At 46.9% G+C, this 12070-nt stretch carries 14 protein-coding genes; 3 read left to right on the top strand and 11 right to left on the bottom strand.

Annotated features, from left to right (window positions below):
* Window positions 1-30 precede the first annotated feature (30 nt).
* Both WD312_02015 and WD312_02010 read left to right on the top strand, forming a co-directional pair.
* Window positions 31-1308 carry a hypothetical protein gene (locus tag WD312_02015; protein MEX2563870.1) on the top strand — a complete coding sequence of 426 codons (1278 nt, stop codon included), beginning with the start codon at window positions 31-33 and terminating at the stop codon, window positions 1306-1308.
* Window positions 1309-1451: 143 nt separating this feature from the next.
* Window positions 1452-2033 (top strand): hypothetical protein, encoded by a 582-nt coding sequence (locus tag WD312_02010; protein ID MEX2563869.1) that lies wholly within the window; start codon window positions 1452-1454, stop codon window positions 2031-2033.
* An 82-nt stretch (window positions 2034-2115) separates the two neighbouring features.
* Here the strand turns inward: WD312_02010 and WD312_02005 are convergent, their stop codons facing one another.
* The 11 genes from WD312_02005 to WD312_01955 all read right to left on the bottom strand — a co-directional run bounded on the left by WD312_02005 (window position 2116) and on the right by WD312_01955 (window position 10294).
* Window positions 2116-2388, bottom strand: coding sequence for a hypothetical protein (locus WD312_02005; GenBank protein MEX2563868.1), 273 nt, complete (start codon window positions 2386-2388; stop codon window positions 2116-2118).
* Between the two features lie 9 nt (window positions 2389-2397).
* Window positions 2398-2760 (bottom strand): hypothetical protein, encoded by a 363-nt coding sequence (locus WD312_02000; protein MEX2563867.1) that lies wholly within the window; start codon window positions 2758-2760, stop codon window positions 2398-2400.
* 178 nt (window positions 2761-2938) lie between these two features.
* Entirely contained in the window at window positions 2939-3328 is a 390-nt protein-coding gene (locus WD312_01995) for a hypothetical protein (GenBank protein ID MEX2563866.1), read from the bottom strand.
* Window positions 3329-3363: 35 nt separating this feature from the next.
* Entirely contained in the window at window positions 3364-3738 is a 375-nt protein-coding gene (locus tag WD312_01990) for a hypothetical protein (GenBank protein ID MEX2563865.1), read from the bottom strand.
* Between the two features lie 8 nt (window positions 3739-3746).
* Window positions 3747-4166, bottom strand: coding sequence for a hypothetical protein (locus WD312_01985; protein MEX2563864.1), 420 nt, complete (start codon window positions 4164-4166; stop codon window positions 3747-3749).
* Between the two features lie 4 nt (window positions 4167-4170).
* Window positions 4171-4647 (bottom strand): pilin, encoded by a 477-nt coding sequence (locus WD312_01980; protein ID MEX2563863.1) that lies wholly within the window; start codon window positions 4645-4647, stop codon window positions 4171-4173.
* Window position 4648: 1 nt separating this feature from the next.
* On the bottom strand, window positions 4649-5947 hold the full coding sequence (locus tag WD312_01975; GenBank protein MEX2563862.1) for an extracellular solute-binding protein: 1299 nt from the start codon (window positions 5945-5947) through the stop codon (window positions 4649-4651).
* Complete coding sequence (locus WD312_01970) at window positions 5944-6471, bottom strand: methyltransferase domain-containing protein (protein MEX2563861.1); 528 nt, start codon at window positions 6469-6471, stop codon at window positions 5944-5946. Before WD312_01970 ends, WD312_01975 begins: the two co-directional genes overlap by 4 nt.
* Before the next feature lie 203 nt (window positions 6472-6674).
* Window positions 6675-9179: a DNA gyrase subunit A gene (gene gyrA, locus WD312_01965; GenBank protein ID MEX2563860.1), complete on the bottom strand. Its 2505-nt coding sequence runs from the start codon at window positions 9177-9179 to the stop codon at window positions 6675-6677.
* Window positions 9180-9242: 63 nt separating this feature from the next.
* Window positions 9243-9641, bottom strand: coding sequence for a hypothetical protein (locus WD312_01960; GenBank protein ID MEX2563859.1), 399 nt, complete (start codon window positions 9639-9641; stop codon window positions 9243-9245).
* A gap of 11 nt (window positions 9642-9652) precedes the next feature.
* On the bottom strand, window positions 9653-10294 hold the full coding sequence (locus tag WD312_01955; protein MEX2563858.1) for an MBL fold metallo-hydrolase: 642 nt from the start codon (window positions 10292-10294) through the stop codon (window positions 9653-9655).
* Window positions 10295-10705: 411 nt separating this feature from the next.
* Between WD312_01955 and WD312_01950 the strand changes: the two genes are divergently transcribed.
* A complete protein-coding gene (locus tag WD312_01950; protein ID MEX2563857.1) occupies window positions 10706-11983 on the top strand; it encodes a S1 RNA-binding domain-containing protein in 1278 nt (425 codons plus the stop codon).
* The last annotated feature ends 87 nt before the right edge of the window (window positions 11984-12070 follow it).

Genomic DNA, 12070 nt, shown 5'->3' with positions numbered 1-12070 from the left:
TCCCTATTGGGAGAGGAAGGAAAGATCGTCATGAGTTCTGATTCAACCGCCTCGGAAAAACCCAGTACCGCTGACCAGAGAAAAAAGGAAGCGATCGAACGGATATGTAAAGATATGAAGAAGACGGAAGTAAGCTTCCTTCGCACAGTCATCTGGATCTACTTAGTCATCGCTTTGGCGGGATTACTCTTGCCTATTGTGTTTACAGACGTCCGCTGGTTAATTCCCGGCATAATCGTGGTTGCAATTTACACGATCTTTAGTTTCAAAAAAGTTAGAGTAGACGAAATCGGTACAGTACTCTACTTTGGAGCACCGATCAAACACGCAGACACCGGTATTCACTTCGTTCCCTTTGGCATCTCCTCTCTTGAAACAGCAACCCAAAACTACATACAACTTGAGTTTGGTTCTGTCATCAAGAAAGACGAATTGGGAAATCCTGTCAGCACAAGTGCCTCTGAAAACGATGAAGCGTTTATCGTTGAAGATGCCTTTGAGGTAGTCTGGGAGCCGGCAGCAACAGCTAAGTATCCGGATGGTGAGGAAGGGAAACTGTTACGGGAAGAAGACGCTCAGTCACCATACGGTGCACGGATCAGCACATGCCCCCGAGTAGTCGTTCGCTGGAAGATAGATGGGGAACCCGGTGCCCATGCTCTATTTCTGAAAATGGTGGGCAGTGTTAACAAAGCCAACCGGCATCAAATGCAGACAGCTGAGCCTGCACTTCAGGCCATTGCTGGAAAAACAACATTGGCACAGGGAACCCGGCGACATCACTGGATCAACGACCAACTGACCAAAGCTGTCGAATTCCTGGTCGGCGAACCGGATGCGCAACCACCCGAAAACGATGTGGAAGCTGGATCAAATGCTTCCACAAAACAAAAGGAGTGGTGGGGTATCGATGTTGAAGGCGTTTGGGTTTCCGATTTTGGGATCCCTCGCGTAGTTAATGCATCAGTTTCCGAGGCAAGCAGTGCGTTGGCTCAAAAACGCACGACCATAACGAACGCCCAAGCAGAGAGAGAACGACTAGAACTCGAAGGGATCGGGAGCGCAAAGGTAATTGAATCTGAGGGTAAAGCTCGTGCAGAAGCTGAGAAAGCTCTCTACAAGGCCCGTGCTCTTGGTGTTGGACAGCTAGCCAAGAAAATGAAAGACGACGAAGGCAGACTTGCCTACCAACTCCAGCAAATGGAAAGAGCTCTTCAACAGGGCAACAATCACTTGCTTATGACAGGCGGCACCTTCGATGATCTTATCAAGAGCGTCACATCAATTTCCAAGGCGCACATTGACTAAACGTAAGATGTTATTTTAACCCCCTGCTCGTTGCACAAGCAACGAGCAGTTTTTTATATTCAATATAAATTGACATATGTATTCATATATGTAATAATATCTACTGACTGAACCTTACCACAACCAAACACGGAGGTACCCAAATGGCACTTATACTCGTTAGCGTCCTTTTACTCATAGTATTCTGCATTGGCGTCTGGAGACTTATTAGAGACCAAAGCCTCACGAGCAAAACCAAAAAAACGAGGAAGATCGATCTTGCAACGATGAAGGCGTACATCCCCAAGATGTCTCTTCCCTCTGGAGCAAGAAACTCTTCTCTCAAAAAAACACTTATCTGGGCAGGTGTTATCATCGGCGCCTTTATCTTTCTTCCACCGCTGTTGTCCGACGATCAAGAACACAGATCTGATCGTCGAGTTCAACGCACTCGGAATGAGCCGGTCCCATGGACCCAATACAATCGGGCAGGTGAAGAGATTTTCGTGGAGGCGGGAGAGGAACGGATGATCCGGTTGGAAGGTGAGCCCGGGACGCCCTGGACCCTAAAGGTTACTTCCTCCCAAGAGGGTAACTTCTATTACCTCTTCAAGGCTGACCGGAACGATAAAGGGGTTTGGATATTGCCCGGAGAAGAACCAGACATCGGTGAGGACGACACAGTGTACGTGACTGCTCCGATTGATCGTTCGATCGTCGTTCAGCCTTTATATAAGGATTATTAGCGACCTGTTCATTTCGATCAAACCAAAGCTCCCTCTGCGCAGCGCGCACAGGGAGCTTTTTTCATTTCTTTTTAGCTTTCAGCTAGAAAATATAGAGGTCAGCGATAGGTATACCGAACGTCGCACCAATGATCCTAATAATTCCGTAGACCGCGATCATGATAAAGAGTCCGAGCAGTCCGTATACAAGGTTTGTTTTTCCTTGCTGTCGAGCCTCTCCCCCTTCTTCACTCGTGATGAATGTTATCACTCCCCATGCAAAGAGTACTGTCGCGACAGTAAACATGAGCAGGATCAGTGGATTAAGGATCGTGGCGTTTATCTTATCGAGCAGTTCTGGAACGTTAGAAGGCATCAGTTAAAGCTAACGTACGCTTATAGTTGGTACGGTCTGGTTAGAATCTTCTTCAATTCCAAGAATGTTACCGATCCAAGAAACAATACCCCAGATCAAAGCTGCAACGGTTAGTGCAATAACACCACCCACCATAATCCGCTTTCCTTGATCACGAGCGTCTTCGTTGTCAGCATTGAATACGTATCGCGCCAATCCATAAAAGAATGCGATAACGATCAATGCAAACATGATCGGAATTAAAGTGTTAACAATATCTTGCACCGAATCAATGAGGTTTTCTACTCCTGACAGGTCCTGCGCAAGAGCTACAGCTGGTGTCAACACCATTACTGCTGCAAGCGTTCCGTACATTAAAAATTGTTTTTTCATATGACTAGCTCCTGTTAGTGATAATTGGTAATAAAGGTAGCTTTTAACATTATAATAGCCCATACAACATTATACTAGACCCTTCTGTGGACAACAACACTATATACACGGCTGCGCCGGGCAGCCTGAAGGAATAAGATGAACGAGGAAGTAGACTTCCTCCTCCGCTCGACCCCTTCTATGCCCCGCTCCCACCAGGACCTTCTATTATTTCTATAGTAGACGTGTCACTGATCCCTAATTCAACACGAACCCACGTTATAATTCCCCAGATCAGTGAAGCGACCGTCAAAGCAATAACGCCACCGGTCATAATGCGCTTGCCTTGCTGGATCGACGCTTCGCTGCCCGCATTAAAAACATACCGAGCGAGTCCCCAGAAAAAGGCTACCAATATAAGAACAAAAGAGACCTGAATTAATGTCTCAATGATCCCTATCACGTTTTCAAGCATTGTTTCCACTTCAAGATGGCTACTCGCACGCACCACACCAGGAACAACGAGTAACATGAACAAGCTTGAAATAACCATTTGAAGAAAACATTGTTCTTTTAAGAATTTTTTCATATAGAAATTTGTATACACGATCTACAAGAAGGCAACTAACTCGTTGGGAGCAAGAACGCACCGAACGGATCAGTAAAGCCAAACTCGCCGTAAATAAAACCTAGTATTCCCCAGATCGAGAATAAGACAAATATCGCCAAGAGTCCCCAAGTCATCAAGAACTTTCCTTGCTGCACCATTGGTTCTTCATCAGCTCGAAAAACGTATTTAGCCAGCCCCAAAAAAAACATCATGATGGCAGCCAGAACAAGAAGCGGGAAAAGAACGTTAAGTATACTAATAAATTCGCCCACAACCTCCGCAAACGTTCCCGGTGACTGAGCACTGACTGTAAACGGGGCCGTCATGATCAGCAATCCGAACAGTGAGGCTGCTATGAGTTTAAACTGGGTAGAAACAGAGTTACGCATGGCTAGAATTAATTACACAGTCCCGGAATATTACCGTCAGTGATCTCACAGAGCGTCCCCTCGATCGCCGCTGCGATAACCCAGGAGCCCAAAAGCACAGCAGTACCAACAACTGTCCAAGTAAATGCCGTACGAGCATGTTCAAGCTTAGTCGGGTTCCCACGCGCTGCAACAAAGAGAAAACCGCTGTAAATAATCGCTAGAACCACAACTACCGAAGCGATAGGTAATACTATATTAGTAATGATGATCTCAATGAAACTCATTAATGTAGTTGGCCCATCTTCACCAAGCGGATTCTGTATTCCGGAATCACCGGGGATTGTCCCACTTTGAGCCCCGACAACAACAGGAGTGACCAGCGCTACAAGAAAAACGAACACGAGACAATACGAGAAAACAAGTGAGATATACTTTTTATTGATCATATTATTACTCAAGAAATTGTAAAAATTCGTCGTCTAATAACACACTGGCAACTGTGTACACGATCAGCCACGCTGCTAGCACAAACACAAAACCTGTCAGCACATATCCAAATATCTGCTTGCCTTGCCTTATTTTCCCTTCGTCACCCTGCGCAGATATCAATAAGAAGCCAGCATACGAGAACATCAAAGCAGCGACCGGGATAGTGAACAGAATGATCCAGGTGATAATATTCTGGATCAGCGTCATTATATCTGAAAAATCACAGCGCTCATCGCCATTCACTATATCGTCCCCATTAGTATCGCACCCGCATGGAACGAGCCCGCTCAACACGCCACCCCCTCCATCTGCTCGACAGTCACCAGGCTCCTGCGCGCTAGCTTGCGTGGGCGCGACCCCTCCAACAACTACAGCAAGCAACGCAACAGTACTACATACCGCCCACATTAGTTTATTGTGTTTTAGTATCGTGGTCATATCACTGGTCCAAAAGATTTTGCAGCTCTCTATTCGCTCGACCTATAGCTTCAGCTGGCTGCAACCGACCTGACTGGATCGACTGTATCATTTCCCGAAAAACCTCTGTGCTTGATTCCGGCTCCGGATCGAACCAGCTTCGAGAAATAAAAGCAGAATCATGGAATACGTCCATATGCGACCGACTCTGTGTTTCAGACAACAGATCTCGGCGTGCCGGTGGCAAGCCGCTCCATTCAGCAATAATGCGCGCACCCTCACCTTCCGTGAGCAGTGCCGCAGCAGTGAGTGCCACCCCTTTCTTTTGCGATTGAGACGGTATCGCAAGGGCCTCCAGTCGCGCACCGGTTAATTGCTGATCTCTCCCGGAAGACTGAGGAAGCATAGCCACCCCAAAATCCAAGTTAGGATTCTCCCGCATAAGATCATTACGCTCTGAGGCAAAACCTACGTAAACCGCCAAGTCACCGTTCAAGAACATCTGCTTTGAATCAGGGAGAGAGTTGTTCCAGGTATAGACAACCTTATTCGGATCGGCAAATTGGGTATAGAAGTTCACTGCAGCGACAGCCGAAGAGATCACCTGTCCTTCCTGAGAAATGCCCATGACCGCCCGATACGTATCTAGACCTTGGCGCTCTACTAACGGAGACCCTGACTGCATGACCAGTGTGGTAAGTATGTCTTTTGCGTTTGTAATATTACTAAAGTTACCAAAAGCGATCATTGCTTGGTCTATCTGCTGGCCATCTCTGTCGATAAACGAACGAAGAGGCTCGTTGTTAAAACTATCCCATGTTTGCGGGGGTGCGGAAATTCTATGTTGATCGAAAAGCGTTCGGTTCCAGTACATCACCATTGGATCAACAATGATCGGCAGACCGATCGATCCTTGCGATGTAAGGTAAACCTCAGTAACACTCGCAAACGTATCCTGGAACCTTCGCTCTTCATACGACTCAAACGGAATAGTCCAAAGTTTGCCTTGGTGCTTCAATATTTTGTCTTGCGGCAAGAAAAACAGGTCAGGCCCCTCTCCTGCAGCAAGTGCTTCTAATAACTCTGTATCAAATGTATCCGCTTCCTTTTCTATATACTCAACTCGAACCGTTGTATCGTCCGGCACAGATTGTTTAATAGCCTCTCTTACAATACTTTGTGGCGCCGTGCCCCATAGATTAATAGTCACCGTCTCACCACCACCCGCACCGGAAAACAACGTAAGCGCAATAAAACCGCCAAAAAGCATGAGCCCAAAGCCAATTAAAACAGCAACCTTGAAGGGGGATAGATCTGTCATGTTCGATTTTCCATTATAAATCCGTAATGATGTTCACCGGTCGATATAGAATTTGCAAATTCAAGACCGGCAAGTTCAAATAACTCTCGCGCTTTCTCTTCCGGCACAACCTGCTCTTCAACCGGCCCAATTCCACCGTGCGAACCTGTCCAATCAACCACGAGCAACGTACCCTTCGGCTTGAGAATGCGCACCGTCTCCCGTGCCAAGCCAGCCTGATCTTCTATCTGAAAAAGTGTGTTCGCTATGATCACAACGTCGATCGAATCACTACGCAGTCGGGTTCCATTCTCCACCTCTATATTTCCCCAAGCCACTTCAACATTTTCAAACCCTTCATCTCGTGCTGCACTTTTTACTTTTTCCAATAGATCCTTGCGCACATCGATCGCAAACACCTTTCCTTCTGTGCCAACACGTTTAGCAAGCTCTATCGTATAGTACCCGGCACCTGACCCAAGATCAGCTACATGTTGTCCGGGCTGTAAACCAAGTTGTTCGCAGTTATGTGCAGGGTCAGTCATGGCGGTTCAAGCTTACATTAATTGTAATTAGTATAACAGGGCGGAGTACGAGTTCCAGGGGATAACTTTTCTATCTATTCTATATAGATAAAGCCTAAAAAATATAGTGATAAACAAAAGAAACAATAGCACCATACTATTGTTTCTTTTACTTTCCTTACGTTCAAATGAATTTACGGCCTAATACTCTACGTGCATTTCATTTAAAGACAGATGAACGAAGCGATTGCGTCGTTTTCACGAAGCTTCATGATGCGCACCCCTTGAGAAACCCGACCAAGACGAGGAATTTCGGTCAAACTGGTCCGAATCACCTGGCTCTTCTTAGACATTACCACAAGCTCTTCTTCGTCGGTTACTACACGCGCGGCAATAATATCACCGGTTTTCTTTGTCACCTTTGATGTTTTGATCCCGCTCCCGCCACGTTTTTGCTTTTTGTACTCATCAATATCGGTAATTTTACCAAACCCTGCCGCGGTCAATACAAGCAGGCCGGGGTTGACCGCATCGCTTCTTATGACCTGCGCACCGATAACATAGTCATCCTTCCCGAGTTTCATACCACGCACACCGGCAGCACTTCGTCCCATCTCACGGATCTCTTTGGCGCTTGATCGAATTGCTTGACCATGAGCACTCACCGTTATCACATCATCTCCGGCACTCACAAAATCAGCACAGATGAGCTGATCATTGTCGCCGAGCTTCATTGTGATCAACCCACTTCGGCGCACGTCATAAAAATTCTCTGCCTTCACCCGCTTGGTCACACCTTGTTTTGTCATCATGAGAACTGAAAGGTCGTCGCTTTTCTTGATCTCCTTGGGCATCGGCAACACAGTTGTAATACGCTCATCACCTTCTATTGGCAAGAAGTTCATGATCGATTTACCGCGAGTCGCCCGCTTACCTTCCGGCACATCATACATTTTTGTCTGGTACACCTTACCAGCATCAGTAAAGAAGAGCAGATCGTTGTGCGTATTTGCGGTCAGGAATGTATGAACAAAGTCGTCATCTTTGGTTGCGATATCTACCACGCCAACACCACCTCGCTTCTGCTTTTTAAACTCGTCAGGGCTCATGCGCTTGATGTATCCACTTGCTGTCAGCACCAACGTAGATTCTTCATCCGGAATAAGATCCTCAACCGACATTGACTTAACTCCCGTTTTCACGATCTTTGTTCGCCTATCGTCGCCGTACAATTTTTGCATTTCTGTCAATTCGTCCTTAATAACCTTCCGGATCTTCTTCTCACTGGAAAGAATTTCCTTAAGTTCAGCGATCAGTTGCTGTACTGCTTTCAATTCCTCTTCGATCTTTTGACGCTCCAGACCGGCCAGTTTTTGCAAGCGCATCTCAAGAATAGCGGTCGCCTGTCGGTCAGAGAACTTAAACTCCTTCATCAAATTCGCGTGCGCGGTCTGCGTATCTTTTGATTTCTTTATGAGTTTGATGATCGCATCGATGTGATCAAGCGCCTTCTTCAGCCCGATCAGTATATGCTCACGAGCCTCTGCTTTCGCCAGATCATGCTTTGTGCGCCGGGTGATCACATCAACTCGGTGCAGGACAAACTGCTCAAGCACTCCTTTGAGTGAAAGGGTCTGCGGAATACCGTCAACAAGCGTTACGATGTTGTAATGAAATGTATCTTCAAGTTGCGTGTATTTGTAAATGTTATTAAGCACATTTTGCGGGTGCCCTCCCCCTTTCAGATCGATCACGACGCGGATCTCGTCAGTTGATTCATCGCGGATATCTTTAATACCCTCGATCTTTTTATTTCGCACCAGATCAGCGATCTTAATTATCAGATCGGCTTTATTCGTACGATACGGAACCGAAGTAATAATGATCTGATGTGTTCCCTTTGCTCCCTCCACGATCTCCGCTTCTCCACGCACAACCACTCCCCCTTTTCCAGTAGCGCTCGCATGATGAATATCAGCTTCGTTAAAAGCGATCCCGCCGGTCGGAAAGTCAGGTCCTTTTATAAAACCAAGAATGTCTTCGTTGGTAGCCTTCGGGGTATCGATCAGATGCATTGTCGCATCGATCACCTCATTGAGATTATGTGGCGGAATATTAGTCGCCATACCCACAGCGATACCCAATGTTCCATTCAAAAGCAGGTTCGGTACTCCTGCCGGCAAAACGATCGGCTCTTTTTTTGTACCGTCATAGTTAGACCGCCAGTCAACCGTGCTCTTTTCAATATCGTTGAGCATGTCACCTGATATCTTGGTCATTTTTGCCTCCGTATAACGCTGAGCGGCAGGCGGATCATCGTCGATCGAACCAAAGTTTCCTTGACCCCATACAAGCGGGTAGCGTAGCGACCATGATTGAGCCAGGTTAACCATCGCTGCATACACAGAAGAGTCACCGTGTGGATGATAGTTACCGAGAACTTCACCGACAATAGCGGCCGACTTACGAAACTTCCCCCCGGCGTTAAGGTTCATTGTGTGCATTGCATAGAGAATACGGCGCTGCACAGGCTTTAAGCCGTCTTTTACATCAGGCAGGGCGCGCGACGTAATAACTGACATCGCATAATCGAGATACGACTCCTTCATCTCGTCAGTGATACTCGCGCTAACCACCTGTTTCGCCAGCGCCAATTCTTCCGGCGTAGAGGTCTTGCCTTCTTCTTTGTTCTCCTCGTTTTTATTATTGGAATTATTTTTTTCTGCCATGGTCCGTGACGTTAGCGCTAAGCTATAACGCGTAATTCTCGTATCTTATACCTTTCCCTCGCCTCATTCAACTGTATCAATAGTCGATGTGCTTGTAGTTGCGCTCGAATACCCCTCAGAAGAGGTGGCGTTAGCCTCCTGATCATTCGCTTCATCTATAGACGTTGCAGTAGATGTTGCCCCTTCGATCATGTACGGTGAATCAACATTTTCCTCAGCGTTTGGTGGAGTCGATGTGCTCACAAGATCAAAAGACTCGAACAGATCCTGAAACGTTGACGTGATAGATGACATCGAAGAAGAGAAGACCGTCTCTTCGTTTTGTGTATTCGTCCAGGTCGGCACACTCATCATAACCCACACACCAATGAGAACAAACGTGATCGTGCCGGCAGTTAAAAGCGCATACTTCTGTCTTGCTTCCGGCGGTTTCTTACGCAAATTTGTGAGCCATGAACCCATAGACTGTCGAACTATTGTGCTGCCAGAACCACGATCTCCCCTTCTTTAGTGGCAACATCTTTTTGTTTCACCGTTAGTTTGTCGACTGAAGTCACCTTTTCCCGGCCACCTTCCTCAAGGAAGGTGGCAATACTGTCATCGCTTGAACCGCTTCCATCGTGAAGCATCGGAATGATGATCCGTGGCTCTAGAGCAACCGATAGCTTATATGCGCTGGTCGCATCCAGAACGCCGTTGCCACCGATCGGTGCGAACAAAATATCGATATCTTCAAGCGCTTCACGAGCTTCGTGCGAGATCTCTTTCTCGCCCAACGCACCAAGATAACAAAGTCTCATTCCATCTAGTTCGACCACATAAATAGTGTTGTGGTGTCTCTTGCCGTCATATTCAGAACTCGAAAGGTATCCACGTATAGCCACGCCGTTTACTTCGTATTCACCCGGACCGCGAACGATGAAAGGCTCTTTATCTCCATGCTTGACCTGGTCAACCCCATTGAAATCAGGGTGCTGGATACTCACCAGCGCAACATCGGCGCTAAATCGAACCGGTTTATAAGACGAACTTTTTTTAGATATAGGATTGAAGGCGAGCGTAGTGTCGCCAAATTGCACTTTGAAGCATGCTGCTGAGTGGTAGGTGATGATCATGGTCAGTCAAAAAATGATACGGCAAACAAAATAATATGAACAAAACAGTCGGAAATGGAAATACAGTCAATTACACTCAAAAATCGAGTTTTCCCGAGTTTTTCATAGCATACCACACCCAACCAAGTAGTGCGAGAGTAAAATCAACCCACTACCAAACCACTATGGAGTTCTAAAAAGCTTTGACATTGGCTTTTTATTCAGTATACTTTCCACCACTACTGCCTTCCCAGAGATTCCTGAAAAGGAGCCTCGGAAAACGATATTAGGTAGCATTATCAAACCGCAGAGCACAGGCTAATCCGCCGGCGATGAATACGGCAACGAGAAATGGCGCCGGTGACCCCTGAGCTCTGCCCCGCTTTACGTACCTCTTAATTTTATATAGGAGCACGTAAGGCCCTTTATTTTATGGCAACAGCAACAGATAAAGACGAAGTGACGCAAACAGCTGCTCCGGCAGCAGAGCCAGAAAAGGCTGGTAGCGGAATCGCAAGCAAAACACCGGAGATCACCCATCAGGGACAGACGCCGGAAGATCTGCAGGACGTCAACTTGGATGATCGCGGTGATGTGATGTCCAGCATTCTCGAGGAAACACCGGAACCGCCTCAAGAAGGTGACATTGTAGAAGGACCGGTCATCGGACACGGTAAAAACACTCTTTATATCGATCTGCCTCCGTTCGGCACCGGTATCATTTTTGGAAAGGAATACATAAACGCTCGCGACCTTATAAAGCGTGTCGCGATCGGTGATACCGTTACTGGAAAGGTTGTAGAGCGCGAGGGTTACCAAGGCTACACTGAGATCAGCTTGAAAGAAGCTCGCCAGGCACTGATCTGGAGCGAGGCTGAGGAGTTAGTAGCGAACAAAACAGTTCTCGAACTACCGGTAACTGAGGCAAACAAAGGAGGCTTGATCATCAGCTGGCAAGGCATCCAGGGCTTCTTGCCTGCTTCCCAGCTCAAAACCGAGCACTACCCACGTGTTGAGGACGGCGACAAAGACCGCATCCTTGACGAGTTGCGCAAACTGGTTGGCGAAAAACTTTCGGTCTCGATCATCTCGGCAGTGCCAAGCGAATCGAAACTCATCTTCTCAGAGAAAACTCCTGACGCCGAGAACAAAGAGAAGATCATCGACCGCTACAAACTCGGCGATGAAGTTGCCGGCGAAGTTACCGGTATCGTTGACTTCGGTATCTTCGTTAAGATCGAAGACGGACTTGAAGGACTTGTCCACATCTCTGAGATCGATTGGTCATTGGTGGAAGACCCTAAGGAACTCTATAATGTCGGTGACGAAGTGCGTGTAAAGATCGTCGACATCAAAGACGGTAAGATCTCACTTTCGATCAAGGCTTTGAAAGCAAATCCATGGAAAGAAGCTGAGAAGCGCTACCAACGCGGTGAGATCGTACGAGGTGTGATCATCAAGTACAACAAGCACGGCGCCCTCGCTTCGATCGAAGAAGGTATCGCCGGCTTGATCCATGTTTCTGAGTTCGGCAACACCGATGCACTTCGTGAAACTCTCGAGCTCGGAAAAACGTATCCACTTAAGATCACCTTGTTCGATCCGAACAGCCAGCGCATGGCATTGACTCTTGTTGACGAGGAAGGCAATCCGGTTAACAAGCAAGTAAGCCGACCGACCCAACAACCTTCAACAAATACGACAGAATAGTGTAAGAGAAATTACCGAAACAAAATACAAAAACCGATCACTCACGTGATCGGTTTTTGTAATGCGTTCATATCGCAAGCAAAATAA

The organism is Candidatus Paceibacterota bacterium (assembly GCA_040905715.1).
GTDB lineage: Bacteria > Patescibacteriota > Minisyncoccia > Phycocordibacterales > CSBR16-193 > JBBDHZ01.
Note: the sequence above shows the minus strand (reverse complement) of the source record. Positions and strands in the feature narration are given on the sequence as shown.

What these genes read in the sequence shown, in the direction of transcription:
- WD312_01995 (MEX2563866.1), bottom strand. Translation starts at nt 3,328, where the DNA reads ATGAAAAAATTCTTAAAAGAACAATGTTTTCTTCAAATGGTTATTTCA.
- WD312_01955 (MEX2563858.1), bottom strand. Translation starts at nt 10,294, where the DNA reads ATGATCATCACCTACCACTCAGCAGCATGCTTCAAAGTGCAATTTGGC.
- WD312_01970 (MEX2563861.1), bottom strand. Translation starts at nt 6,471, where the DNA reads ATGACTGACCCTGCACATAACTGCGAACAACTTGGTTTACAGCCCGGA.
- WD312_01950 (MEX2563857.1), top strand. Translation starts at nt 10,706, where the DNA reads ATGGCAACAGCAACAGATAAAGACGAAGTGACGCAAACAGCTGCTCCG.
- WD312_02005 (MEX2563868.1), bottom strand. Translation starts at nt 2,388, where the DNA reads ATGCCTTCTAACGTTCCAGAACTGCTCGATAAGATAAACGCCACGATC.
- WD312_01960 (MEX2563859.1), bottom strand. Translation starts at nt 9,641, where the DNA reads ATGGGTTCATGGCTCACAAATTTGCGTAAGAAACCGCCGGAAGCAAGA.
- WD312_01985 (MEX2563864.1), bottom strand. Translation starts at nt 4,166, where the DNA reads ATGATCAATAAAAAGTATATCTCACTTGTTTTCTCGTATTGTCTCGTG.
- WD312_02000 (MEX2563867.1), bottom strand. Translation starts at nt 2,760, where the DNA reads ATGAAAAAACAATTTTTAATGTACGGAACGCTTGCAGCAGTAATGGTG.
- WD312_01975 (MEX2563862.1), bottom strand. Translation starts at nt 5,947, where the DNA reads ATGACAGATCTATCCCCCTTCAAGGTTGCTGTTTTAATTGGCTTTGGG.
- WD312_02015 (MEX2563870.1), top strand. Translation starts at nt 31, where the DNA reads ATGAGTTCTGATTCAACCGCCTCGGAAAAACCCAGTACCGCTGACCAG.
- WD312_01980 (MEX2563863.1), bottom strand. Translation starts at nt 4,647, where the DNA reads ATGACCACGATACTAAAACACAATAAACTAATGTGGGCGGTATGTAGT.
- WD312_01990 (MEX2563865.1), bottom strand. Translation starts at nt 3,738, where the DNA reads ATGCGTAACTCTGTTTCTACCCAGTTTAAACTCATAGCAGCCTCACTG.
- gyrA (MEX2563860.1), bottom strand. Translation starts at nt 9,179, where the DNA reads ATGGCAGAAAAAAATAATTCCAATAATAAAAACGAGGAGAACAAAGAA.
- WD312_02010 (MEX2563869.1), top strand. Translation starts at nt 1,452, where the DNA reads ATGGCACTTATACTCGTTAGCGTCCTTTTACTCATAGTATTCTGCATT.